This window comes from Bacillus sp. FDAARGOS_1420, assembly GCF_019344915.1.
GTDB classification, from domain to species: Bacteria; Bacillota; Bacilli; order Bacillales; family Bacillaceae_G; genus Bacillus_A; species Bacillus_A mycoides.
Genome location: NZ_JAHWJB010000001.1, coordinates 15124 through 37108, shown reverse-complemented (window position 1 = coordinate 37108; position 21985 = coordinate 15124). Strand labels below are relative to the sequence as shown.

The 21985-nt window shown below is 35.8% G+C and carries 31 protein-coding genes and 2 pseudogenes; 27 read left to right on the top strand and 6 right to left on the bottom strand.

Annotated elements, in window-relative coordinates; genetic code table 11:
- Nucleotides 1-121 precede the first annotated feature (121 nt).
- Nucleotides 122-616, top strand: coding sequence for an Lrp/AsnC family transcriptional regulator (locus I6L50_RS00290; RefSeq protein ID WP_219299909.1), 495 nt, complete (start codon nt 122-124; stop codon nt 614-616).
- Nucleotides 617-754: 138 nt separating this feature from the next.
- Nucleotides 755-1210, top strand: coding sequence for an N-acetyltransferase (locus I6L50_RS00285; RefSeq protein ID WP_219299907.1), 456 nt, complete (start codon nt 755-757; stop codon nt 1208-1210).
- A gap of 78 nt (nt 1211-1288) precedes the next feature.
- On the opposite strand, the gene I6L50_RS00280 is transcribed toward I6L50_RS00285, so the two are convergent.
- A complete protein-coding gene (locus I6L50_RS00280) occupies nt 1289-2059 on the bottom strand; it encodes an SDR family NAD(P)-dependent oxidoreductase (protein WP_219299905.1) in 771 nt (256 codons plus the stop codon).
- 140 nt (nt 2060-2199) lie between these two features.
- Here I6L50_RS00280 and I6L50_RS00275 point away from each other — a divergent pair, with 140 nt between their 5' ends.
- The 5 genes from I6L50_RS00275 to I6L50_RS00255 all read left to right on the top strand — a co-directional run bounded on the left by I6L50_RS00275 (nt 2200) and on the right by I6L50_RS00255 (nt 5855).
- Nucleotides 2200-2559, top strand: a complete 360-nt coding sequence (locus I6L50_RS00275; RefSeq protein ID WP_002188427.1) for a MerR family transcriptional regulator — start codon at nt 2200-2202, stop codon at nt 2557-2559.
- Nucleotides 2560-3051: 492 nt separating this feature from the next.
- Complete coding sequence (locus tag I6L50_RS00270) at nt 3052-3408, top strand: DMT family transporter (protein WP_000790620.1); 357 nt, start codon at nt 3052-3054, stop codon at nt 3406-3408.
- 2 nt (nt 3409-3410) lie between these two features.
- Nucleotides 3411-3725, top strand: a complete 315-nt coding sequence (locus tag I6L50_RS00265; protein ID WP_219299903.1) for a DMT family transporter — start codon at nt 3411-3413, stop codon at nt 3723-3725.
- Between the two features lie 138 nt (nt 3726-3863).
- Nucleotides 3864-4442, top strand: a complete 579-nt coding sequence (locus I6L50_RS00260; protein ID WP_002063960.1) for a TetR/AcrR family transcriptional regulator — start codon at nt 3864-3866, stop codon at nt 4440-4442.
- A gap of 210 nt (nt 4443-4652) precedes the next feature.
- A complete protein-coding gene (locus I6L50_RS00255; RefSeq protein ID WP_002125479.1) occupies nt 4653-5855 on the top strand; it encodes an MFS transporter in 1203 nt (400 codons plus the stop codon).
- 53 nt (nt 5856-5908) lie between these two features.
- Here the strand turns inward: I6L50_RS00255 and I6L50_RS00250 are convergent, their stop codons facing one another.
- Nucleotides 5909-6247 carry a winged helix-turn-helix transcriptional regulator gene (locus I6L50_RS00250; protein WP_001059473.1) on the bottom strand — a complete coding sequence of 113 codons (339 nt, stop codon included), beginning with the start codon at nt 6245-6247 and terminating at the stop codon, nt 5909-5911.
- 169 nt (nt 6248-6416) lie between these two features.
- On the opposite strand from I6L50_RS00250, the gene I6L50_RS00245 reads away from it, so the two are divergent.
- Entirely contained in the window at nt 6417-6956 is a 540-nt protein-coding gene (locus tag I6L50_RS00245) for an ester cyclase (protein ID WP_219301276.1), read from the top strand.
- A gap of 23 nt (nt 6957-6979) precedes the next feature.
- The gene (locus I6L50_RS00240) at nt 6980-7528 is read left to right on the top strand and encodes an NAD(P)H-dependent oxidoreductase (RefSeq protein ID WP_219299901.1); all 549 of its coding nucleotides are present in this window, start codon (nt 6980-6982) and stop codon (nt 7526-7528) included.
- Nucleotides 7529-7546: 18 nt separating this feature from the next.
- On the opposite strand, the gene I6L50_RS00235 is transcribed toward I6L50_RS00240, so the two are convergent.
- The gene (locus I6L50_RS00235) at nt 7547-9286 is read right to left on the bottom strand and encodes an SgrR family transcriptional regulator (protein WP_219299899.1); all 1740 of its coding nucleotides are present in this window, start codon (nt 9284-9286) and stop codon (nt 7547-7549) included.
- A 249-nt stretch (nt 9287-9535) separates the two neighbouring features.
- On the opposite strand from I6L50_RS00235, the pseudogene I6L50_RS00230 reads away from it, so the two are divergent.
- Nucleotides 9536-10105, top strand: a pseudogene (locus I6L50_RS00230) (MFS transporter); the annotation flags it as partial.
- Between the two features lie 15 nt (nt 10106-10120).
- Here I6L50_RS00230 and I6L50_RS00225 read toward each other — a convergent pair.
- A complete protein-coding gene (locus tag I6L50_RS00225) occupies nt 10121-11221 on the bottom strand; it encodes a tyrosine-type recombinase/integrase (RefSeq protein ID WP_219299897.1) in 1101 nt (366 codons plus the stop codon).
- A 642-nt stretch (nt 11222-11863) separates the two neighbouring features.
- Here I6L50_RS00225 and I6L50_RS00220 point away from each other — a divergent pair.
- Together I6L50_RS00220 and I6L50_RS34660 are read left to right on the top strand one after the other, a co-directional pair.
- Complete coding sequence (locus tag I6L50_RS00220; protein WP_219299895.1) at nt 11864-13129, top strand: AimR family lysis-lysogeny pheromone receptor; 1266 nt, start codon at nt 11864-11866, stop codon at nt 13127-13129.
- A gap of 183 nt (nt 13130-13312) precedes the next feature.
- On the top strand, nt 13313-13447 hold the full coding sequence (locus I6L50_RS34660; RefSeq protein ID WP_257475344.1) for a hypothetical protein: 135 nt from the start codon (nt 13313-13315) through the stop codon (nt 13445-13447).
- Nucleotides 13448-13452: 5 nt separating this feature from the next.
- Here the strand turns inward: I6L50_RS34660 and I6L50_RS00215 are convergent, their stop codons facing one another.
- A complete protein-coding gene (locus tag I6L50_RS00215) occupies nt 13453-13803 on the bottom strand; it encodes a helix-turn-helix domain-containing protein (RefSeq protein ID WP_219299893.1) in 351 nt (116 codons plus the stop codon).
- Between the two features lie 148 nt (nt 13804-13951).
- Here I6L50_RS00215 and I6L50_RS00210 point away from each other — a divergent pair, with 148 nt between their 5' ends.
- The 7 genes and pseudogenes from I6L50_RS00210 to I6L50_RS00185 all read left to right on the top strand — a co-directional run bounded on the left by I6L50_RS00210 (nt 13952) and on the right by I6L50_RS00185 (nt 15936).
- Entirely contained in the window at nt 13952-14164 is a 213-nt protein-coding gene (locus tag I6L50_RS00210; protein ID WP_219299891.1) for a helix-turn-helix domain-containing protein, read from the top strand.
- A 75-nt stretch (nt 14165-14239) separates the two neighbouring features.
- The gene (locus I6L50_RS00205; protein WP_219299888.1) at nt 14240-14428 is read left to right on the top strand and encodes a helix-turn-helix transcriptional regulator; all 189 of its coding nucleotides are present in this window, start codon (nt 14240-14242) and stop codon (nt 14426-14428) included.
- 16 nt (nt 14429-14444) lie between these two features.
- Nucleotides 14445-14598 (top strand): annotated as a pseudogene (locus I6L50_RS35775) (DUF6906 family protein).
- Nucleotides 14599-14814: 216 nt separating this feature from the next.
- On the top strand, nt 14815-15108 hold the full coding sequence (locus I6L50_RS00200; RefSeq protein WP_219299886.1) for a hypothetical protein: 294 nt from the start codon (nt 14815-14817) through the stop codon (nt 15106-15108).
- 20 nt (nt 15109-15128) lie between these two features.
- Nucleotides 15129-15389 carry a hypothetical protein gene (locus I6L50_RS00195; protein ID WP_257475343.1) on the top strand — a complete coding sequence of 87 codons (261 nt, stop codon included), beginning with the start codon at nt 15129-15131 and terminating at the stop codon, nt 15387-15389.
- On the top strand, nt 15379-15567 hold the full coding sequence (locus I6L50_RS00190) for a hypothetical protein (protein WP_219299884.1): 189 nt from the start codon (nt 15379-15381) through the stop codon (nt 15565-15567). Before I6L50_RS00195 ends, I6L50_RS00190 begins: the two co-directional genes overlap by 11 nt.
- 105 nt (nt 15568-15672) lie before the next feature.
- Complete coding sequence (locus I6L50_RS00185; RefSeq protein WP_257475342.1) at nt 15673-15936, top strand: hypothetical protein; 264 nt, start codon at nt 15673-15675, stop codon at nt 15934-15936.
- Here the strand turns inward: I6L50_RS00185 and I6L50_RS00180 are convergent.
- Nucleotides 15919-16203 (bottom strand): CRISPR-associated protein Cas2, encoded by a 285-nt coding sequence (locus I6L50_RS00180; protein WP_219299882.1) that lies wholly within the window; start codon nt 16201-16203, stop codon nt 15919-15921. The two genes, I6L50_RS00185 and I6L50_RS00180, sit on opposite strands and share 18 nt — an antisense overlap.
- Nucleotides 16204-16278: 75 nt before the next feature.
- Here I6L50_RS00180 and I6L50_RS00175 point away from each other — a divergent pair, with 75 nt between their 5' ends.
- The 8 genes from I6L50_RS00175 (at nt 16279) to I6L50_RS00140 (ending at nt 21977) form a co-directional block, all read left to right on the top strand.
- The gene (locus I6L50_RS00175; RefSeq protein ID WP_219299880.1) at nt 16279-16473 is read left to right on the top strand and encodes a hypothetical protein; all 195 of its coding nucleotides are present in this window, start codon (nt 16279-16281) and stop codon (nt 16471-16473) included.
- A gap of 78 nt (nt 16474-16551) precedes the next feature.
- Nucleotides 16552-17487, top strand: a complete 936-nt coding sequence (locus I6L50_RS00170; protein ID WP_219299878.1) for a YqaJ viral recombinase family nuclease — start codon at nt 16552-16554, stop codon at nt 17485-17487.
- 21 nt (nt 17488-17508) lie between these two features.
- A complete protein-coding gene (gene recT, locus I6L50_RS00165; protein WP_219299876.1) occupies nt 17509-18315 on the top strand; it encodes a recombination protein RecT in 807 nt (268 codons plus the stop codon).
- Between the two features lie 174 nt (nt 18316-18489).
- Nucleotides 18490-19350, top strand: a complete 861-nt coding sequence (locus I6L50_RS00160; protein ID WP_219299874.1) for a DnaD domain protein — start codon at nt 18490-18492, stop codon at nt 19348-19350.
- Nucleotides 19304-20113 carry an ATP-binding protein gene (locus I6L50_RS00155; protein ID WP_257475368.1) on the top strand — a complete coding sequence of 270 codons (810 nt, stop codon included), beginning with the start codon at nt 19304-19306 and terminating at the stop codon, nt 20111-20113. Before I6L50_RS00160 ends, I6L50_RS00155 begins: the two co-directional genes overlap by 47 nt.
- 6 nt (nt 20114-20119) lie before the next feature.
- Nucleotides 20120-20545, top strand: a complete 426-nt coding sequence (locus I6L50_RS00150; RefSeq protein ID WP_219299872.1) for a DUF1064 domain-containing protein — start codon at nt 20120-20122, stop codon at nt 20543-20545.
- A 15-nt stretch (nt 20546-20560) separates the two neighbouring features.
- Nucleotides 20561-21265 (top strand): 2-methylcitrate dehydratase, encoded by a 705-nt coding sequence (locus tag I6L50_RS00145; RefSeq protein ID WP_219299869.1) that lies wholly within the window; start codon nt 20561-20563, stop codon nt 21263-21265.
- Nucleotides 21255-21977 (top strand): zinc-finger domain-containing protein, encoded by a 723-nt coding sequence (locus I6L50_RS00140; RefSeq protein WP_219299867.1) that lies wholly within the window; start codon nt 21255-21257, stop codon nt 21975-21977. The genes I6L50_RS00145 and I6L50_RS00140 overlap by 11 nt, the downstream gene beginning before the upstream one ends.
- Nucleotides 21978-21985: the final 8 nt, after the last annotated feature.

The following is a 21985-nucleotide window of genomic DNA, read 5'->3' as shown; positions in this document are numbered from 1 at the left end:
ATGGTAAAAACTCGATAAAATGTTTCGTTAGAAATCTTATTTACAGAAAAACATTCAGTTTTATATAAGTTATGAGATGTTTCTTCGAATAATCGTCGGTAAGAAAAAAGGGGGAATTTTGATGGAGTCATCTGTTATTAAAGTGTTAGATGATTTAGATGTACAAATTTTAGATATATTGCAGAAGGAGTCACAAGTAAGTAATGCAGAACTAGCACGCCGCGTTAATTTATCACCAGCTGCGATGCATGCACGAATAAAAAGGTTAGATGGGGAAGGTTTTATTGATAAGCAAGTAGCAATTTTAAATCAAGAAAAGCTTGGATTTGATTTATTATGTTTCATTTTTATGAGTACGAATATTCATCAGTATGAAAAGCTTGAAGTGTTAGAACGAGAATTAGAATCTATGCCAGAAGTGTTAGAATGTCATTGTTTAACAGGAGAGTATGATTATTTATTGAAGGTTGCAAATCGTGATCGTAAGGAACTGGAGCATTTTATTAGAAAGCTGAATAAGCTTGGTATTACAAGGATACAAACGAGTTTAGCACTTCGTGAAATTAAATATTCGACGGTATTGCCGATACGAAATGAGGAACCGAGCATCAATTAAGTTGCTTGGTTTTTTTTATATATAAAATTCAGAAAAGTGATTGACGGAGAGAAAAGAGAGATGTATTATTATATAAAATTATGAATTAAAATTCATTCATTGTTATAAATATTAATGCTGGGGGCAAGGGGATATAATATGAAAATCTTTAATGCGGTTACAAGTGATGTGAAAGAAATTTATAATCTCATTGAAATGTATGCAAAAGAAGGAGTTGTTTTGCCGCGTTCTCTTTTGTCTCTCTATCAATATTTACAATGTTTATATGTTATGAAAGAAGGGGAGGAAGTCGTTGGAGTTGCTGGTTTGCATGTGTTAGGAGAGGATATCGCAGAAGTACGATCGTTAGTAGTTTCGCATACATATGCAGGAAAAGGGATAGGGCGTAAGTTAGTGAATCATGTAATGAATGAGGCGGCGAAGATAAAAGTGAACAGGGTAATTTCTTTAACATATGAAACAGAATTTTTTCAAAAGTGCGGGTTTGATTTTATGAATAGAGAAGCATTGCCAGAAAAAGTGTGGATTGATTGTAGACATTGTCCAAAAGTTGATTATTGTGATGAGGTGGCGATGATACGGTATGTGGGGTGAAATTTTTAGAGAGAAAAAAGGCCCACTATTATTTAAGAAATAGTGGGTATCTATATTTTGATCAGAAATGAGATGTTGTTAAGAATTTGAATTCGTTTGTCTCACGGCAAAATTATAAAGTGGATCTCTAAGTTCATAGTTATACGTAGAACCATCGACAAGCCCTACAACTTTATCACTATCATAAAGGTCGAGCATAAATTGTGCCATTTGTTTTGCAGTGTGGAATTTTGGTACAACATTATCGTATTGGAATTCATCAATATTAAATGAACGTTTCGCAAATTCTGTTTCAGTTGCACCAGGAGCTAAAACTTTTGCTTGTAATTTTGCACCTTGTTCTTTCAGTTCGTGAGATAGTCCTTCTGTAAATGCACTTACATAAAATTTCGTAGCGCAATACGTAACAGCATTGGCAACAATCGTGTATCCACCGCCTGATGAAACGTTAATAAGCTGTGTTCCTTCGGTCATTGAATAATCTCGAACGAAAAGGGAAGATAGTATTGTTAGTGCTTCTATATTTACATGCAACATCGTTTCTATCTTGTTTAAATTTTGTTCAGCAATTGAGGCGAAATTACCAAAACCTGCGTTGTTAATCCACGTTTCAATTTGAAAAGTTTGTAGGCTTTCATAAAGTTTATAAACATTTTCAGTGACGGATAAATCAGTTCTTCGAATGACAACATCCAACTCTGGATGCATTTCGTTAATTTTTAATTTTAATCCGTCTAATTCTTCTTGTCTTCGAGCTACAAGTATTAAATTTTTTCCGCGAGATGCAAAGGCTAAAGCGGATTCATAGCCAATTCCTGAACTAGCACCAGTAATAACAGTATATTTCATATAAAAGCCTCCTAAATTCAAATTAATTTATCATGGTTAGATTGTATTTGTTAGAGTATACTCTAAGTCAAATGTTTTTTATAATTTGGATAAGGCAGTAAAATATATGAGAGTAAATGGCGTGCGGAGGGAGAATGGTTATGTACACAATTAGCGAGGTAGCTAAATTATTAGGAGTGAGCACACATACATTACGTTATTATGAAAAGGAGAACATATTAATTGCAAATCGCGATGCAAATGGGAATAGATTGTATGAAGAGTCACATATAAAGTGGTTGCAGTTTGTAATGAAATTAAAACAAACACAAATGCCGATAGCGAAAATAAGAGAATATGCTAGATTATATTTAGAAGGGGAGCATACAACCGAAGCTCGTTTACAGCTCTTAGAAGATCATAGGAAATCTATTCAGATTCAAAGAGAAAATTTAGAAGTTACAGAGAAGATGCTCGAAAATAAAATTATTGCATACAAAGACTCGTTGAAAAGTAAATAGCGTACAAAATATTTCGTTCTTTGTTGCATGTTGAAAAGGGAGTACAGGTCTTTGTTTTGGAATTTATCTATGAGTATTTAATTATAATGTGCAGATAAATTAAAAAAGAGCAGTTAGCTAAAAGCAACTGCTCGATTCAAAGGGATCTCCAAGGGGGGAATGGAGAAAATATTATGTTACTACCATTATTGACAGATTATTAAGAAATATACATGTGGATTTAAGAAATTTAAAATATTTTTTGGTTAATAGAATCCGGGTGTTGACACTTTATCAATTGGTCATGTAGAATATTTATGAATGACATTCAGTCATTTTTTCTATGAAAGGGTGTAGATAAGCAACTTTTATATGTAGTTAGCTTAATAACGGAACAAATATAAGGATAAATGAGGATGATATTGGTTTTTTAAATAGTAGTTAGAGTGAGATTATATTTTTTAAATTAAAAATGACTGACGGTCAGTCAGTGGATAATAGAAGGTGAGAGATATGAAAAATAAAGCTTGGTTATATGTCATATTAACATGTATCTTTGAAATTTTTTGGGTGTTTGGTTTTAATACAGCTCATACTTGGTGGCATTGGGGCATTATTGTAGGAGTTATCGCTGTTGATTTTTACTTCCTATCGAAAGCGTGCGAACATCTTGCAACAGGGACTGTATATGCTGTGTTTGCCGGAGCTGGTACGGTAGGTACTTTCCTAATGGATGTATTCCTTTTCGGCGGCAGTTTCAGTGTAGGAAAACTATTCTTTATCGTAATGGTTGTAGCGGGCGTTATCGGTTTAAAACTGGCTGATAATAAAGAAGAAACCGCGGAAGAAATTGTGAAAGGAGCTGCTTAAAAATGGGTTGGTTTTTCGTACTTTGTGCTGCAATTAGTGAAATAGTCGGTGTGATAGGCCTTAAAATGTATAGTAAAGATAAGACGTTAGCAAATGGAGCGATTTATATAGGTGGATTTGCAACTTCCTTTGCATTCTTATACACATCTTTCTTGTTCTTACAAGTAAGTGTAGCTTATGCGGTTTGGATTGGCATTGGAACAGCAGGAGCTGTTTTATTAAATATGTTTCTGTTTGGTGAATCGAAAAGTAAGGCACGTTTGATTAGTGTAGCTCTTATCGTATGTGGAGTTACGGGATTAAAGGCTCTTTCATAAGAAAAGGATATTAAAGTTAAATCTCCTAACGATTTGTTGGGAGATTTTTATTATGAAAAGTGCACGATGATTGACAGTACAGCTAGTTATTTTATAAAATGAGTGACAGTCATTCAATACGCGTGTGAAAGGGTTTAGATGATGAATAAAAAAGAAAAAATTGTCTATGCAGCTATTGAAGTGTTTCAGGAAAAGGGCGTTGAAAAAACGAAGATTTCTGATATCGTGAAATTGGCTGGCATTGCACAAGGAACTTTCTATTTATATTTTCCTTCTAAGTTATCTGTTATGCCTGCAATAGCAGAAGTGATGGTTGAGAAGATGATACTTGCAGTGAAAGAAAAAGTACAGAACGATTCACCTTTTTCAAGTAAAGTTGAGCAAGTAATAGATGCAGTATTTACCTTTATAGCTGAATATCGTGAAATACAAGCATTAATGTATGCGGGCCTTGCATCAACTGAACATATAAAAGAATGGGAAGCTGTATATGAGCCTCTTTATATATGGCTAAGTGACTTTTTAAGTGAGGCAAAAGAATCAGGTGAAATTCGTGATTCGGTTCACGCTGAGCGAACAGCGAAGTTATTTATCGCTCTTGTTGAATCAGCAGCGGAACAAGTTTATTTATATGATCATAAAGATGATGAGCAAGTCGAGCTACAAAAGGCAGAAGTACTAGATTTTTTAACACATGCACTACATATAAAGAAGTAGTAAGATGAACCTGTCTGAAAAGGTAGGTTCATTTCTGCGGGAAACTGAATGATAGTCATTCACCCTGTGTGTATGTATGTGTGGAAGGATAGAGTGAAATTCTAATGAGTGGGGACATCTTTACTCAGTATGAGCCCACAAATAGCAGGATAAAGAAAAAGCTTCTTGGGCATTATTTTTGAGAGGAACTACGGGAAGAGGTGTTAAAAATTGAAGAAACCGATAAAAGAACAAAAGATGGTATTGATCATTCTTTTGAGTAATATATTTATCGCTTTTTTAGGGATTGGATTAATCATTCCGGTTATGCCATCCTTTATGAACGATATGAATTTAACAGGAAAGACGATGGGTTATCTCGTTGCAGTGTTTGCAATGGCTCAGCTTATTACTTCACCTATTACGGGTCGTTGGGTCGACATTTACGGTAGGAAGAAAATGATAATCATTGGATTATTTATTTTTGGTGTTTCAGAGCTTCTTTTTGGATTAGGTACAGATGTGTGGATGCTTTATGCAGCGAGGGTGTTAGGCGGAATTAGCGCCGCGTTTATTATGCCGGGTGTTACGGCATATGTTGCTGATATTACTTCTATTCAAGAACGTCCAAAGGCGATGGGATATCTTTCAGCGGCTATTAGTACCGGATTTATTATAGGGCCTGGAATCGGCGGGTTTATTGCAGAATACGGTATACGTGTGCCGTTCTTTGTGGCAGCAGTGATTGCTTTTGTCGCATGCGTGATTTCTATATTTATTTTGAAAGAGCCGTTAACGAAAGAAGAGCTTGCAGAGATTTCTGCTAATACGAAGGAATCAAGCTTTATCGGAGATTTAAAGAAATCATTAAATCCAATGTATGCAATCGCATTTATTATTGTATTTGTACTCGCATTCGGTTTATCAGCATATGAAACTGTTTTTAGTTTGTTTTCTGATCATAAATTTGGTTTTACACCGAAAGATATTGCTGCAATTATTACGATTAGCTCCATCTTTGGGGTAGTTGTGCAAGTATTTATGTTTGGCAAATTGGTTGACATGTTCGGTGAGAAAGTATTAATTCAAATATGTTTAATTGTAGGTGCTGTATTAGCATTCGTCTCAACTGTAGTCTTTAATTATTGGATTGTACTTCTCGTTACTTGTTTTATTTTCTTAGCATTTGATTTACTTCGTCCAGCTTTAACGACGTTTTTATCAAAAGCAGCTGGAAAAGAGCAAGGATTCGTTGCTGGTATGAACTCAACGTATACGAGTTTAGGAAATATCGCAGGACCAGCGATGGGCGGAATATTATTTGATATAAACATTAATTATCCATATGCATTTTCAGGTGTTGTTTTAATCGTTGGTCTCGGCATTACATTTATGTGGAGAGAGAAACAGCTAGCTCAAAGTTTTGCGAAGTAATGTAGTGAATAACGAAAAGCCTCTTACTATTTTTATGGTAAGGGGCTTTTCATTTATAAACTTAATCCAAACCGCTTTAATTCAATAAATATCCCCTCTAATTGCTTTCCTTTATCCGTTAATGTGTACTCTACACGAGGCGGAACTTCTGGATATACTTTTCTCGTTATAATCCCTTGTGCTTCTAATTCTTTTAGTCGAAGCGATAATGTTTTCGGACTAATCCCGTCCATTGATTTTTGTAAATCACTAAATCGTAACGTTCCTTCGATAAGAAGGTCCCGAATAATTAAAAATGTCCATTTTGTACTAATTACGTCAAGCGTTTTAGCGATAGGACATGGGATTCCAGGTAAGCCTTTCGTTAATACAACCGGATCTATATTGTTCATGGAACTAGCCTCCATAAAAATTTTTTGAATGAATTTGCTTTATAGTATCACAAAACTATACTTTTGGTAACTATATGAAAAAAATATCACTACTTCCTTAAGGGAAGTTAGTGCATATATAATAGCAATAAGAAATACAAAGGGTTTGTATGAAAAGGAGGTGATTTCCATAGGTATGAAAAAGTTGTTTATGTTTCTTAGTTTTTTTGTCATTTGTATTGTGCTTGTAGCATGTAGTGGTGAGCAAAAAACTGAAATTCAGTTAGTAAAGGAAATGCCGAAGCCAAAAGCAATGACAATTGATTCTTCATTAAGTAAAAAGGAAGCGACAGAAATCGTGCATGCAGCTCAGCGTTTTTATGCATTTTGGGATACAGGTAAAGAGGAGCTTATTCCGCAGACGGTTACTGAAAATTTTTTCGATAACACACTGCCGAAAGGTCGACCACAAGGCACTGAAGGATTAAAGCTTGCGGCGCAAAACTTTCGTAAAGTAGTTCCAAATATACATTGCGAGATTGAAGATTTATTAGTGGTTGGTGATAAAGTAACAGCTCGTCTTTCTTTTACAGGAACTCATAATGATAAGAAAATCAATTTTTTTGCAATTGATATTTTGCATGTGAAAGACGGAAAGGTAACGGAAGATTGGCATTTAGAAGATAATCTTACGCTGAAACAACAACTTGGGTTAATAGCTGAAGAGTAGATCATATAGGGGAGAGAAAAGTGATGGGAAATATATTGATTATAAATGGACATGAAAAATATGGTACGAAAGAAGGACGATTAAATAGAACGTTAGTAGATTATATGGTAACTGTATTAAGCGAGAATCATCATGTGAAAACAACAACGATTCAAGATGGCTATAGTATTAAGGACGAACAAGAGAGGTTTTTATGGGCTGATGTTGTAATTTATCAAACACCTATTTACTGGTTTAGTGTACCGGGATTATTTAAAACATATATGGATGAAGTGTATGAATACGGTTTGTTCTTTAAAGGTGCAGATGAATATGGAACAGGTGGTTTATTAAAAGAGAAGCAGTATATGTTCTCTACAACTTGGAACGCACCTGAAAAAGCATTTGGAGATAAGACGAAGTTCTTTGAAGGAGAAAGTTTAGAATCAGCACTTAGTCATTTACATCGTGTGCAGAAGTTTCTTGGCATGAGTCCGTTAAAGAGTTTTGCTTGTTATGATGTGGTGAAAAATCCTACTGTTGAGAATTATTTAGAGAACTTGAAGAACCATTTAGAAGAAGTCATTCAATAATTACAGTCATCCCCGTATTTAATGCGGGGATGGCTGTATCCATAACTTCGCAAAATTCGCCCAACCGAATGAATCAATTGTTACGTTTTTTAAAGAAGAAGGGTATGTTTTTCTTTTTAAAACGTGATAGTTAAATAAAATGATGTTTTCAGCTTGTAAAAACTCTTCAATCTCATACATGAGCTTATACCGTTTTTCTTTATTGTCTTCTAATAAAAAGGTATCAAGTAAACAATTAATTTGTTTTGCATAGTGTGGGTCCATGAATCGATTTACGAAGCAACTTTTATTTTTAAATACATTTAAAAATGCAATTTCATGATCGGTAGCAAATACTTCCCCCATGAAAATAATATCCGCATGTTTATCAATAGAACGATCCATATAATCTGAAACGAGAAATGGGTGAAGTTCTACGTGTACTCCTAATTGTTCGCAGCGTTCTTTTAGGAAATGTGCATCATTTGCACTATCTTTAAATGCGAAGAAATAAATATGTATCGTTTCGCCATTATAGGTGCTCTTTTTTAAATAATCTTTCGCTTTTTCTAAAGAGTAGGACCTGTTAGGAACTTGGCGGCTTCTTTCAGGAAAAAAGCTTGATGCAGCAATTGTTCGTCTGCCCTCTATGTTACGAAGTATCGTTTCAACGTCATATAGTTCTCTCCAAGCTTTTCGAAAGTGAATGTCGTGATGAGGACCAGGTTTTGTAAAGTTGAAGCTAGCATAAATACAACCTATTTCTTCTATTTGTATATCATGCCTTTCATTTTCCTCTTCATTTGGTAGTTCATAATCAGCATCTATTTGCAAATGATCAGGAATACCCCAAAATTCAATACGGTCTAATAACGCACGCTCTTTAAAATAATGGGTGAACGCTTCGAGTACGATATTATCTTCAGAGTAATGAGTAAGTTTAAAAGGTCCAGTACCTATGTAGTGATGATTTTGAATAACTGCATCATGCGGTAAAATTGCGAGTTGCATGGAACTCACATAACGTAAGAAAAAAACGTTAGGTTTTGCTAAATGAAATCGTATTTGCAGTGGTGATGGTGTTTCAATTTGAACAATTTCCTGTGTTAACCATGCGTAAGGAGATTGAGCTTGCTGCAATCTTTCAAATGAAAATTGTACATCTTTAGAAGTTAGAACAGTTTCGTTATGAAAATATATATCTTTTCGTAAATGAAACGTCCACGTAAGCCCGTCTTCGCTTAATTCCCACGTATGTGCAATGTGTGGTTCCATTTTTTCTGTAATATCGTTATAAATGACTAATGTATCAAAAATTTGGTTAATAAGATGCCCCTCTGTTGTTACAGCCGTAAAAGCGGGATCCAATGGTAATATCTTTCTTGATATAGGGATCTTCAATATGTCATACATATCATTTGAAGGTTTGTATCCAAAATGATGATGTAGTTTATTTTCTATCTTTTTTTGAAGTGCAAGGGGTAGGGGTTCCTTTAAAAGAAGAAAAACATCCTTTAACTTTTCTTGCGCTAACAGTTCATCCGTATAGGATTCAATTGCTTCTAGGAAATTATGTACAAATACAATTTCTGTTTTATTTCCGCGGCCACGCCCCGGCGTCCACTTAATGAATTGTTCCTCGCTCATTTTCTTTAATAAAATTTTTACGTTTTTCGTACTGCAATATAAAACATCCGCTAATTCTTGTAAGCTATTTCGTATATGTTGTTGATCTTGTGCATGTAGCCTTAGTCTAATGTAATAGTCCATAATTTTCATATGTACACTTCCTTCTATAATAAAGTGAAACTTTAATCAGTGGGGCATCCCCCACTGATTATTAGCCTTCACCAATCGGGCTTTTACGGGCAGTTGATCCCCGCCTAACTTCTTTGCTTTCGCTGAATTTTGAGGTGGGGGTCTTACTGCCCGTTAATGTTTGATAAAAGGGGAAACTCTTTAGAATATTCTAACCTTTTTCTTCCTCTTTTTCAAAGTAAAATGAATAAGCATAAGGAGGGGGAAACAATGGGATTTTGGAGTATGCACCGAAATATAAAAATTAGAATTATAACTTCGTTTTTAACACGCACTGTATCCACAATGATTTTTCCATTTATGGCAATTTACTTTTCAATAAAATTAGGTAGTGCGATTGCTGGTGCTTTATTACTCATCAATGTGCTAGCTGCATTAATTATCGGTTTATATGGTGGGTATGTTGGAGATCGGCTCGGTCGTAAAAAAGTAATGATTATCGGCCAAAGTATACAAGTCGTTTCCATTGCTTGTATGGGAATTGCAAACTCAGATTATGTAGATTCACCGTGGCTAACATTTGTGTTTATGTTAGCGAATAGTTTAGGATCTGGACTTATGAATCCAGCGACGGAAGCGATGTTGATAGATGTGAGTACACCTGAAAATCGAAAAGTGATGTACAGTATTAACTACTGGGCTATTAACTTATCAATTGCGATTGGAGCAATATTTGGCGGATTACTATTTGAGAACTATAGATTGCAATTGTTTATCGGATTAACAGTTATTGCAGTTATTACTTTATATGTGATGGCTGTATATATGGAAGAAGTGTATGCAAAGTCATGTATATTAAGGTTTGGGACTATCTTGGTAACGATTTGGTAACTTTTTTGCCAAATCATCCTCCATAAACGCAACTACTTCTGCTTGCTTTGACGGGTACAAATGACTGTAAGTGTTCAGAGTCGTTGCTACATCTGAATGACCAAGGCGTTGGGCTACCATAAGAGGGCTTACGCCTTTATTAATTAGATAGGATGCATGAGAATGTCGGAATTCATGAAGCACAATGTTTTTAACTTGGGCTATCTTTATATATTTTTTATAATTTAATTGTAGTGTGCTTGTAGAAATACTGCTGCGAAACTCTCCAAAAACGACATAATCATCTTTTACTGGTGCTGTTAATGTAGCATGTTCTTTTAATTTTTTCAATAAGTCTATAACAAGGGAAGGCAACATAATAATTCTATTAGAAGCCTTGGTTTTTGGTTGTGTAATCTGCCTATTATAATCTGTTTTATTAATGTTAATTGTTTTTTCCTCAAAATTAACATCTTCCCAAGTTAAAGCTAATAATTCGCCTTTTCTAGCCCCGCTATAATATAGTGTGGAGAAGAACGTTTTGTACAAAGGGGTGTCAACAACTTCAATAAACTGTTGGAATTCTTCAAATTCCCAAAAGTTTATCCTTTTATTCGATTCTTTTTCAAAATTCCCTGCAATACGTGCTGGATTACTAGTTAAACCATGGAATTTTATTGCAAAATTGAATATAGAAGAGAGCACAGTATGAATTTTTTTTAGAGAGTCCGCAGAGTACTTATTTATAATTTGATTTTGATAATTCATTATGTGTTTAGCAGTTATTTTATCAATTTTCATTCTGCCAAATTCTTTTTGTAGATGATTATAAATAACATTTTTAATTATGCTTATAGATGTTGGTTTGCGTCTTTGCGAATACCAATCAAAATAGCTATCAGCAACTTGAGCAAATGTTAAGTTCGAGTTTGTTTCTTTTTCAACTAACATTTTCGCTTCGGCTTCACGTGCTTCCTTTTTAGTCTTAAATCCACGACGTTTTACTTGTTTTTGAGTACCATCAAACTGACGTACTCTGACAACGAAAAAATATGTTCCTCGTTCTTTATCTTTGTAGACCACCATCGGGAATCCCTCCTGCGTATATAAAGATTGATAATTCAATTTATTGAGTAGATTATAACTTGTTTGTTACCAAAAGAAAAGACGCTCAATATAAATTGAACGTCTCTCTTTGACTTGAACCACTGTAATTTTCGTAACATACTATCCTGTATGGGGAAGTTCCATACTTGTATAAAGATATAGCATACAATTTACAATAATTTTTGAGAAACCTTTTTTGTAGATTTCAGATTGGCTGGGTAAAAAACTATAAAATCGGATGGTCTTGTAATCAACCAATTCAAATAAAATATAAAGATAAACGATTATTCAATAAATTTCGTGTATTTTATCGCATTTGAACTTGAGAAATATTTAGAATGGGTGTTCGGGAATAACTACTCGTGATATAATCGTGTCGAAATGGCTACAAAATTAATTTGCAGAATAATAAAAAACTAAACATAAAAACTCGCAGAGCGTGTGTTAGAGGTGATCGTGACAAAACCGCTAACACCGTTCATCCTAGCTACCTTAGGACAAACACTTGCATCATACGAGTTCCTCCTTAGTTTAACAGACATTCATCATTCGTAGTGCAGTTTCTGGGTTGAGAAAATAGGATGGTGGATTTTTATGTTTTAGGGGGGAGGAAATATTTTTATGCGCTTTCATCAAAAAATATGTGATTTGATTGAAGACAAAGAGGACTTAACTTTAACAATTGTGGCGGAAAAAATCGGTGTTCCTTTACAGTATATGTCAAAATTTAAAAATCAGGGAGCAATTAGTTTTTGTCATTTGGTGAAGTTATCATATGTACTAAATGATTCTGAGAAAAGCCCAGCAGAAACGATGGCGGATTGGTGTTTACAGTTGGATACAGCGGAGGCGATTAAGCAGAGTTTTGAATATGCAGCCTTAACGAGAAATGTGGAGTTGTTAAAGCAGTTAATTTTAAAATATAAAGAAGATAATGGAACGGTACGGGAATATGCAGTTTTTTACAATATTTTGTACAGATATATTACTAGTGAACTACATGGGACAAAAATTATCGATGAATTAAATAAAGTAGGACAACCAAAGGATAAAGTTTTGAGCATTTTGGTTGATATCATGAAATGTTATAATTATTTTCATTTAAAGAAATATCATGTAATGTTAGAATTGGCACAAGAAATTGAGAACCAGGTAATAGCCATAGAGAGCGAAAGGAAATTCTATATTAAAGCATGTTATGTATATAGGGTTATTGAAGTTTTCGCACCAGTATATTTACATTACAATTGTTTAGGTTACGCTGAGAAATTTGCGAAAGCAATCATAGAAGCAAACGTTAGTAAAAAAACAATTTCTGATGCGTACTATATTTTGGGTATGTCTCATTTAGCCAAAGATCAAACAAAAAGCTTACAATATTTTCAGACGAGCTATGATTTAATGAAAACTATAAATGACATAGAGTTACAAACCGAATCCCGGTATAATTTGGATTTAGCCAAGGTTTATTTTGGTGTGAAATTGGAAAATGATTCAGATTTAGATCTAATTGAATTTCAAAACAATCCGTGCATTGAGAATATTTCTAAGCTGAAAGAAGTATTATATGATGGGAGAGAAGGAGACTTTTTGGTATACTTTATAGGAGTAGCAAGTCAGCAACATAGAGATTTACATAATATCTTTACGAAATTTCTTTCTCAGTCAAATTATTTGTTTGCCAGTTTGACAGCTAAAGAGTTATATGCTCGCGGAGAAGAATATGAATTGATAGAAACAATGATTCAGATTAATGGGGATGTAGGAAAGGAAGTGTTGAGTGATGAAGAAATTAGTTCATATGGTATTTATGGCATCAATGGTATTCACAATGGTGAGTGGAGTGTGGGGAATAAATCAGGAAAACCTCAAACAGCCGATTTATAATAAAGTTCAAGCACAAGATACAATTAAACCAGGTGGTTGAAATACCGCTATGAAGGAATGAGTTTATCTCGTTCCTTTTTTAGTATCTAAAAATAAAAAAATACAAGTTTAGATACTTTAATAACGTTCTCTAAAGGAAATGTTATTATTAACATAATAATTCTTTTTGAGGTGAGCATGTTAATGACTAAATATGAAATTTTGAGAGAATTCATCAAATTTCTAGACGAGATTACAAATAATGAACAACAAATAGATGAGTATATTGATTGCATGTTTGAATCGATTAAATTAGTGGAAGATGAGAAGTTTGTATGAGCGTTTTATTCCTTTTTATAATTAGATATTTTTTTGAAACTTTCCATCATTGTTAACATATTTTGTAATAAAATTTCTTGATGTTCCTGAGGTAGTTGGTCAAGTCGTATTTTTAAAGCGTTGTATTTTGTATTAAGCATCTGGTTTAATTGGCGATCATCTGACCTTCCCAGTAAATAATCAGCAGAAACGTTAAAAAAATCTGCCATGCGTTGAAGGGTTTCGCGAGAAGGTGATTTTAAACCAGTCTCAAATTTTGATACACTAGCAGCATTTACACCTATAGCTTTTCCGAGTTCGTCTTGTTTTAGATTACGTTCTTTTCTTAGGAAACGAATCCGTTCTTTTAATTCCATATAATCACCTCATAAATAGTTTTATTTTAATTCATTATAATATTTCCTCTAGGGAAAAACAACCTTTTGAAAATATTTATGGAAACAACTTTAATTTTCCCTGAGGGAATGAAATTCTTTTTATACAAATATAGAAAGGGGTTCTAACATGAATGCTTCTAATAGAGAAATCACGCAGTTAAAACAAGCATTTAAAGATTCAGGGTATACGTATCAAGAATTGGCTAGAATTTTAGGGATTTCGAATAGTTACTGCTATAAAATTATTAATAATGATAAGTATCAAAAAAAAATTTATTATAATCTTGCTTCCCGCATAGCTTGTGTTTTTAAGAAAGATATTGCTAATTTATTCGATTAGTAATTTATTTTTTAGAATTTTAATTCCCTAAGGGAATTGGTGTGATTTATGAAACATTAATAAAGGAGCGATACCATGCACAAAAACTTATACATTGCCAGAAAAGAGCAACGCATGACACAAGAGAAAGCAGCAAATTTGATTCATATTGCACCGAGAACATATTTTGCTAAGGAACACCGTAAAAGTGACTTCACCCTAAAAGAAGCACAAAAACTAGCGACATATTTCAAAACAACAGTGGACGAGCTGTTTGAGAAATAGAGGGAGGGAATGCGGGATGCAAAACGGTAAGAAGCCAACGAAGAGCGAAGATACATATTAACTCGTATAACTTAAATTCAGATAATTGGTTGATTTATAAGAAAGCAGATGGAAGACTACATTTGATTCATCGCGATGCAAACTCAATACGAGCCATTCCGAGTGCATAGGTGTGTGGAAAAGAAAAAGCCCTATAAAAGGGCTCTCTGACACCAAATGGTTATGGGTAATAAGAATGGTGGTGTCAACGTAAATCAATAAAATACAGATTGATTGGGTGTCAAAGTATTTTATTAATTTGTAACATAACACGAATTAGTTATGAAAAACACTGGTAAATGTGTCCAAATGATTGCTATTGCATGTAAAGAAGAGGAGAAACCATCATGACTAAACCAGTTCTAACAAAAGACTTGCAAAAGAAACAAATACTCGATGAATTCTTACAGTATTGTGAAAAGAAGCAAGTTGAAGCACTAAAAAAGAATGATCCCTATCAGTTTTGTATCTGGATTAAAGAAGCTCGATTAGCCCGAAGGGAATTGGCGGCACTCTACCGTGCCAAAGAAAAGCATGATGAGGAACGTGCACGTATTCGTGGGATTGTTCACCGCTTGAAAAGTATCGGTGTGAACGCAGATGTTGTGGAGAGGGTGCATTATATTACGCTGGCAAATTAATGAGCAAAAGGATGATGGTAATGTCAGAATTTCATGCGTGCAAAAGCTTGAAAATTCATAAGGATCAAACATGTTTAGGGTGTTTGAAAAACATACCTTGTGGCTCTGATGCGATTCAAAATAAAGGAAAATCTGAATATGAGTTTTATGATTATTATCTCCATAAGGAATGCCATGAGTTTTTAAAACAGCATAGTGAATACCTAGAGGAAGGCGTTTGGGATGGATGTGTGAATGATATCAAATTGGAAATGGAAAAGGAGAATGAAAATGAAGAATAATCAAGAGAATCAAGTAACAGCCCCTGCGGTAACAGAGGCTGTAGAGAAAACGATTTTAGGGTTAACAGAATTAATTGATGTTATGAAGGATCAAGTTTCTGTTAACGAATTAGACAAGCTTTCAAGTATTGTTACAGCAACATCTGAATTGTACAAAAATTTTAAATCCTACGAATAAAAGACAAGCATATGCATCAGGGAGGAGCGATAATTATGCAACAGCTAGAGCAAGCCTAGCCATAATTAGTGTGTGGAAAACAAAATGAAAAGGTGGATGAGTGAGATGGATAACATGAAAGAGGCACTAAGGGAATTGAACAAACGTGTAGAATCGCTTGAACAAAAGTTAATAGCGGGAGCATCTGTACCTGAGAATATTGAAGAAAATAGTCCACAAGAAAACCCCTCTTCCCTAAAAAATATGCTAGAAGAGGGAAAAAGTATTTTGCTGCAGGTTCATGAGAATGAGAAATTTTCCTTAAACGTCAATGAGACGAGAGGAATTAATGCAACAGGACCTGCGGAAATCTTAATAAGAAATAGTTAAATGTTTTTTTACTAAGAATTCATTGTTCCAATTAATATTTTTCCATACGGCGTTCTTTGAGAGTGTAGCTACAAATATCCGATCATTAGAATCTAAGTGTTTGGATAAATTATCCATGACTGCAGAACAAGAGTCGGGAGTTGAAATGAACCAAGTTGACTCTGTTATTTGATCCCAACTCTGATAATTTTTAATTTCTTTAATTAAACTTTCATAATCTCTTCCTGGACTTACTAAATCGTAAGTAATGATTTTGGATGTATTCACATTAGCACCTCCTTCTGTCTACTACCTTCGACAAAAAGGAGAAAAATCCTACATGTGTTGGAGGAGGTGATTTGTATGTTAGAAAACCCAAACGTTACAGGAAACCCACACGATTCCCCGCGAGAAGATTTCGAGTACTATTGTAGCGATTGTGATGGTGAATTGTATTTTGGTATGACATATTACGAATTTGAAGGAAACTTCATTTGCGAGGAATGCAATGGGAAATTTCTAGAACGACATGGCACACGGTTTGTGGCAGGAGAATAAAAAAAGAACTCACGGGAATGAGTTCTCAATAAAATTTAAGGCGAAGTCAGTATAACACAGAAGGTGAGTGAAAGGAACATGCAGGCGAAAGTGTTGGTAAATACATTACATATGGATCGTAAGGCATGGTTAGAAGCACGTAAGCAAGGACTAGGTGGTTCAGATGTGGCAGCCATCGCTGGCTTAAGTAAATGGAAGTCGCAAGTACAGGTGTTTCTTGAGAAAACACAAGCCATCGAGCCAGAAGATATACAAAGTGAAGCCGCTTATTTTGGGAATGTATTAGAAGAAGTAGTTGCCCAGGAATTTGTCAAACGAACAGGTTTAAAGGTACAGCGTCGAAATGCTATTCTACAGCACCCAGAGAATCCTTGGATGCTAGCAAACGTGGACAGGCTCATTGTAGGAGAACGAGTGGGTCTTGAATGTAAAACAGCTTCAGAATACTTGAAAAAGGACTGGGAAGGTGAAGAAATACCGGTCGCTTACCTTCTTCAGTGTCAGCACTATATGGCTGTGACAGGCTATGAAGCATGGTGGATTGCCGTATTAATTGGTGGTAATAAGTTTGTCTATAAGAAGATTGAACGTGATGAGGACATTATTCAATATCTCATCAATATGGAACGAGATTTTTGGCTGGGTCACGTTGAAAAGGATGAACCGCCTATGTTCGATGGTTCAGAGGCATCTACGCAGCTACTGAAGCAAATGTATCCAGAATCTATTGAGGATAGTTCTATCAGTCTAGAAAAGCAAGAAGAGCTACTCATTGAAGCGAGAGACCAAGTAGATAGAGAAATGAAGGTACTACAAGAACAAAAGGCAGAGTATGAGAACAAGCTGAAAGCGAAACTAGGCTCTCATGAGAAAGGGACAACGGAGAATTATACCATTCATTGGAAGTCTTATACAAGTAATCGTTTTGATAGCAAACGATTTAAAACAGAACATCCTGATTTATATAAAGAATATGCAAATGAAACTATATCAAGAAAGTTTTTAGTGAAATAAAAAATAAGGAGTGGGTTAAATATGGCTACAAATGAAAAGTTGAAAAACCAGTTAACAAATCGAAAAGAAAGTGCGCCAGTTACACCGGAACAAACCGTAGAAGCTTACATGAAGAAAATGGCACCCAGAATGGCGGAAGTATTACCGAAACATATGGATATGAACCGTATGAGTCGCATTGCCTTAACAACAATTCGTACAAATCCAAAGCTTCTCGAATGCGCGGTTCCTTCTCTTATGGGGGCTGTCATGCAAGCCGTACAGCTAGGATTGGAGCCAGGATTACTAGGACACTGTTACATCTTACCGTATAAGCGTGAAGCAACATTTATCATTGGTTATAAGGGGATGATTGACCTCGCAAGACGGTCTGGTCATATTCAAAGTATTTATGCCCATGCTGTACATGAAAATGACGAATTCGAATATGAGTTGGGGTTGCATCCAAAATTGGAGCATAAGCCGTCACATGGGGATCGTGGCGCGTTTATTGGAGCGTATGCAGTTGCTCATTTTAAAGATGGTGGGTATCAAATGGAGTTTATGCCGAAAAGTGAAATTGAGAAACGCCGAGAACGTTCTGCATCCGCTAATTCTAGCTATAGCCCTTGGAGTAGCGACTATGAAGAAATGGCGAAAAAAACAGTGGTTCGTTACATGTTTAAATATTTACCGATTAGCATTGAAGTACAAACACAAGCGCAGCAAGACGAAGTGGTGCGAAAAGATATTACGGAAGAGCCGGAGTTTATTGAAGTGGATCCAATTGATATAGAACAGTCAACAACAGAAGAGGCCGGACAACAAGAATTCCCGATTGAAGGATGAGTAAATCAAAGGTGCTCCTCTCCCGTAAATTATGGGAGAGAGCACAATCTAAAGAAGAACTAAAGCGTTCTATTGCAAGATATATACAGACTGGGTATCCAAACTATCACATAGAAAAAGTTATTTTAGAAAATCAATCGTACATTGCGGTTTGCAGGAGGGGGTAAAAAAGGGATGGGAATATTTCGAGTAGCTAAAGATACAAATTATTCAATCATACACAATATACCTTTACATGATTCTAATCTCAGTTGGAGAGCCAGAGGATTGCTTGCTTATATGCTTTCTTTGCCAGATGATTGGACGTTCCATGTCTCCGAACTGAGTGAACATACCAAAGATAGCGAAAAAATAACTGCAAGTATTGTAAAAGAGCTGAAGGAAGCGGGTTACTTGAAGCGTTATCCCGTTCAAAATACCGAAACGGGGAAAATCTCACATTGGGAAACAGTGGTGTATGAAGTCCCAACCATAGATACCGAAAACCACCCCCTGGAAAATCCACCTAGTGGTAAAACCATCGAGTGGGAAACCACACGTATGGAAAACCACACAGTGGAAAAAGGGGGACTACTAAATACTAATGATTTACTAAGTACTAATATACCAAGTACGAATCTAACTAAAGATGATGATGTAGATAAGCACCCCTTGATTGATGAAGCATTTCAGAAGAGTTATCAGTACGTACTGCAGAACAATATTCCGCTAAGTGAAACAGCCTTGCATGATTTGGGAGAGTTTTGCGATGCGCTAGGAAGCGAAATGGTGTTAGAAGCTGTGGATCGAGCGATTGATCAAAATGTAAAGCGTTGGAAATATATTAGTGGTATTTTATCCAATTGGCAGAAAAGCAATGTCAAAACAATGTCGGATGTAATGCAACTGGATGAAGCGTATAAAAATCAAAAAGGCGGTGGGGAACATGCAGCGCATCGGAGACGCAATGGCGGAAATTATCAAGCGGGCAGAAGCTATGAGGAAGAAGTTGCAAGCCGAGAACGAAATATGCCAAGTTACATCAAACGAGTATAGGTGCTCAAAATGCCAGGATACAGAAGTGCTGTTTTACGAGGAAGTCAATGAATTTGGAATGAAAGTATCTGTGCAGAAGGATTGTTCATGTAAAATGCAACGAGTGATAGAACGAAGGTTGAAAAACGCAATGATCCCAGAAGAGTTTGCGCAAGCGAGATTTGACTCTTACAAACAAAAGACAGAAAACCAAAAAGTGTTGTATGAAACCATCGTAAAATATTTGCGTAATTTTGAAGAAATCAAGGGAACGAAACAAAATAGCTTAGGCTTTATCGCAACGTTTGGTGAGCTCCGCATTAAACAGTTAGAACCATCTAAACGAGCACAGGCAAAGCGGGAACATAACAGTTTTGGTCTTGGAAAAACACATTTGCAAGTGGCTGCAGCAAAATATCTCATGAAGCAAGGATATAGCGTATTACTGATTTCGGACGGGACGTTCGTGGATGACCTCATTGCAGCAAAGATGATGAATGATGATAAAAAAGAATTTAATCGCTTATTACATTCCGCAAAGCAAGTAGAAGTTCTAGTGTGGGATGACTTAGGAAAATCCAAATGGTCAGAAGCAAAAGAAAATTTGTACTACCAGATCATTGATTATCGATATCGCCATAATTTTCCGATTTTGTATAGTTCGAACGAAGATGATGAGACATTAGGTGAAAAGGTAGGTTTTGCAGCAAATAGCCGGTTAAAGGGTATGAGTAAAGATTATATGGTTGCTGTTGAAGGCGAAGATTATCGGGAGAAAGTGTGAGCGGAATTGAGTAAATACAAAAACAAAAAAGTTGATTTGGACGGTCATGTTTTCGATTCAAAAGCCGAAGCGAATTATTACGAAAATTTGAAAATTCGTAATGCAAGAGGCGAAATACAAGGATTTGAACGGCAGCCCGTATTTAAGTTACAACCAGCATTCAAGAAACATAACAAGAGATTTCAAGCGATTACATACATAGCGGACTTCTTGGTGTATTTGCCCAATGGCGAGGTAGAGGTTATAGACATAAAAGGTATGATTACCGAAACATTCAACGTGAAAAGAAAGTTATTTGAATATAAATACCCGCACTTACAGCTGATTTTGCTGAAGTATGTGAAGAAATACGGCGGATTTATCACATTGGATGAATACAACAAGTTGCAACGAGCGGAGAAGAAAGTGAAAAAGCGAAACCAAGTAAAATAAAGGGAGCTGATTGTAATGTCATATATCGAATTCAAACCAGTGTTAAAGAAAGTGAACTTAAAACCAGACGGGAAGAAGGAAATCGTGCTAGAAGTAACAGATTCTTCGCTACAGGGGAAGTTGGATTCTCTGTCTGAAATGATTGATGCGAAAGTGTTTGTTTCGCTAGAGTCTATGCAAGTCAACTTTAATATCACAATTAATGCGAAAACAAATGAACCGGTTACGCAGTACGAAGTCGATGAGAAAGGAATTGTACAAGAGGTAAAACCAACATTTGAGCAAATAGAAGCGGATCTAGATATGTCGGAAGAAAAGATTCAGACTCGTGAAGAAAAAGAACAAGCGGACCGGGAGATTATCGATGCTTTTATCATTAGTGGGTTAGCCCCAAACTTCGAGGGCATGCCGAATAAACTTCCGGATATGGTGAAACGTCGTCTAGAGGGTGAATCGTACTTGAAATTGGCAAATGAACTGAGCATGTCCTCAGGACAAATTATCGAAGTAATCGATGAATATCGTAAGCGTATCGCGCTATTAGCTATCAAGTGGAATGAGTGGAAAGAACAGCAGCCAGAACCAACAGAGGAGACAAAGGGGGAAGAGAAACCGGAGGAAGCCCTTGAAGTGCAACAAGAAGGGAATCAGGAAACTGAGAATCAAGTCTCGGAAGAGTTCGAAATAGCGGATGAGGACAAGCATTTCGATGAAGCTTGATAAGAAATCCGTTCGGATTCAAGTATTAGATCTACAAGATGAGAACTGCGGGGGATGTGAAAAAGTACCGGTATACAGGAAGTCAGGGAATCGCAAGACTTCCTGGTGTGCGGATAACTGTAGGATTGGGAAGAAATTGAAACAATTAGGCGACACTTTACTGGAAGGGAGAAATGAAACCATGGCAGAGCAGATGGCTGAAGAGAGAAATTGGGATGTATTATGTGAGAAGGCGGAGAAGTTACGGGAACAGAAATTATCTTGGGCAAAAATTGCAGATCGTCTTGGTGTGAGTGAAAGTACACTGTATCACAACGTCGCAAAACGACGAGAGAAAAAAGAGGGCATTAGGAATCGCGTTAAGAGGTCGGGAACGAAAAAGAGTATAAAACCATTGGTCGAGGGTGCAAAAGTTATTAGGGAGGAAAATGAACGTTCTGAAGAAAGAGATAATGGAATGCATCAAACAGAATTAAAAGCGGAACTTGAAAAGTTAAAAGAACAATTTCAAAATCGTAAGGAAGAATATACAACTTTACTTAATGAACGCAACCAGTTGAGCGAGAAGAAATGGGAACTGGAAGCTGAATTACGTAAAGTACAAATCAGAAGCAGCACGGCAGAAGAAACAGCAGAAATGGAACGGAAACATCGCTTGGAATTACAAGCAAGAGCGCAAGCACTCGGAATGGCATTAAAAGCCGTATTGTAGGTGAATGA

Excerpts from the sequence above, each read along its gene's own strand:
- I6L50_RS00220 (WP_219299895.1), top strand. The coding sequence starts at position 11,864 with ATGCGCTTTCATCAAAAAATATGTGATTTGATTGAAGACAAAGAGGAC.
- I6L50_RS00235 (WP_219299899.1), bottom strand. The coding sequence starts at position 9,286 with ATGAAAATTATGGACTATTACATTAGACTAAGGCTACATGCACAAGAT.
- I6L50_RS00145 (WP_219299869.1), top strand. The coding sequence starts at position 20,561 with ATGTCATATATCGAATTCAAACCAGTGTTAAAGAAAGTGAACTTAAAA.
- I6L50_RS00290 (WP_219299909.1), top strand. The coding sequence starts at position 122 with ATGGAGTCATCTGTTATTAAAGTGTTAGATGATTTAGATGTACAAATT.
- I6L50_RS00140 (WP_219299867.1), top strand. The coding sequence starts at position 21,255 with ATGAAGCTTGATAAGAAATCCGTTCGGATTCAAGTATTAGATCTACAA.
- I6L50_RS00225 (WP_219299897.1), bottom strand. The coding sequence starts at position 11,221 with ATGGTGGTCTACAAAGATAAAGAACGAGGAACATATTTTTTCGTTGTC.
- I6L50_RS00265 (WP_219299903.1), top strand. The coding sequence starts at position 3,411 with ATGGGTTGGTTTTTCGTACTTTGTGCTGCAATTAGTGAAATAGTCGGT.
- I6L50_RS00275 (WP_002188427.1), top strand. The coding sequence starts at position 2,200 with ATGTACACAATTAGCGAGGTAGCTAAATTATTAGGAGTGAGCACACAT.
- I6L50_RS00250 (WP_001059473.1), bottom strand. The coding sequence starts at position 6,247 with ATGAACAATATAGATCCGGTTGTATTAACGAAAGGCTTACCTGGAATC.
- I6L50_RS00160 (WP_219299874.1), top strand. The coding sequence starts at position 18,490 with ATGGGAATATTTCGAGTAGCTAAAGATACAAATTATTCAATCATACAC.
- I6L50_RS00195 (WP_257475343.1), top strand. The coding sequence starts at position 15,129 with ATGTCAGAATTTCATGCGTGCAAAAGCTTGAAAATTCATAAGGATCAA.
- recT (WP_219299876.1), top strand. The coding sequence starts at position 17,509 with ATGGCTACAAATGAAAAGTTGAAAAACCAGTTAACAAATCGAAAAGAA.
- I6L50_RS00260 (WP_002063960.1), top strand. The coding sequence starts at position 3,864 with ATGATGAATAAAAAAGAAAAAATTGTCTATGCAGCTATTGAAGTGTTT.
- I6L50_RS00240 (WP_219299901.1), top strand. The coding sequence starts at position 6,980 with ATGGGAAATATATTGATTATAAATGGACATGAAAAATATGGTACGAAA.
- I6L50_RS00190 (WP_219299884.1), top strand. The coding sequence starts at position 15,379 with ATGAAGAATAATCAAGAGAATCAAGTAACAGCCCCTGCGGTAACAGAG.
- I6L50_RS00170 (WP_219299878.1), top strand. The coding sequence starts at position 16,552 with ATGCAGGCGAAAGTGTTGGTAAATACATTACATATGGATCGTAAGGCA.
- I6L50_RS00270 (WP_000790620.1), top strand. The coding sequence starts at position 3,052 with ATGAAAAATAAAGCTTGGTTATATGTCATATTAACATGTATCTTTGAA.
- I6L50_RS00200 (WP_219299886.1), top strand. The coding sequence starts at position 14,815 with ATGACTAAACCAGTTCTAACAAAAGACTTGCAAAAGAAACAAATACTC.
- I6L50_RS00185 (WP_257475342.1), top strand. The coding sequence starts at position 15,673 with ATGGATAACATGAAAGAGGCACTAAGGGAATTGAACAAACGTGTAGAA.
- I6L50_RS00205 (WP_219299888.1), top strand. The coding sequence starts at position 14,240 with ATGCACAAAAACTTATACATTGCCAGAAAAGAGCAACGCATGACACAA.
- I6L50_RS00175 (WP_219299880.1), top strand. The coding sequence starts at position 16,279 with ATGTTAGAAAACCCAAACGTTACAGGAAACCCACACGATTCCCCGCGA.
- I6L50_RS00285 (WP_219299907.1), top strand. The coding sequence starts at position 755 with ATGAAAATCTTTAATGCGGTTACAAGTGATGTGAAAGAAATTTATAAT.
- I6L50_RS00280 (WP_219299905.1), bottom strand. The coding sequence starts at position 2,059 with ATGAAATATACTGTTATTACTGGTGCTAGTTCAGGAATTGGCTATGAA.
- I6L50_RS00215 (WP_219299893.1), bottom strand. The coding sequence starts at position 13,803 with ATGGAATTAAAAGAACGGATTCGTTTCCTAAGAAAAGAACGTAATCTA.
- I6L50_RS34660 (WP_257475344.1), top strand. The coding sequence starts at position 13,313 with ATGACTAAATATGAAATTTTGAGAGAATTCATCAAATTTCTAGACGAG.
- I6L50_RS00210 (WP_219299891.1), top strand. The coding sequence starts at position 13,952 with ATGAATGCTTCTAATAGAGAAATCACGCAGTTAAAACAAGCATTTAAA.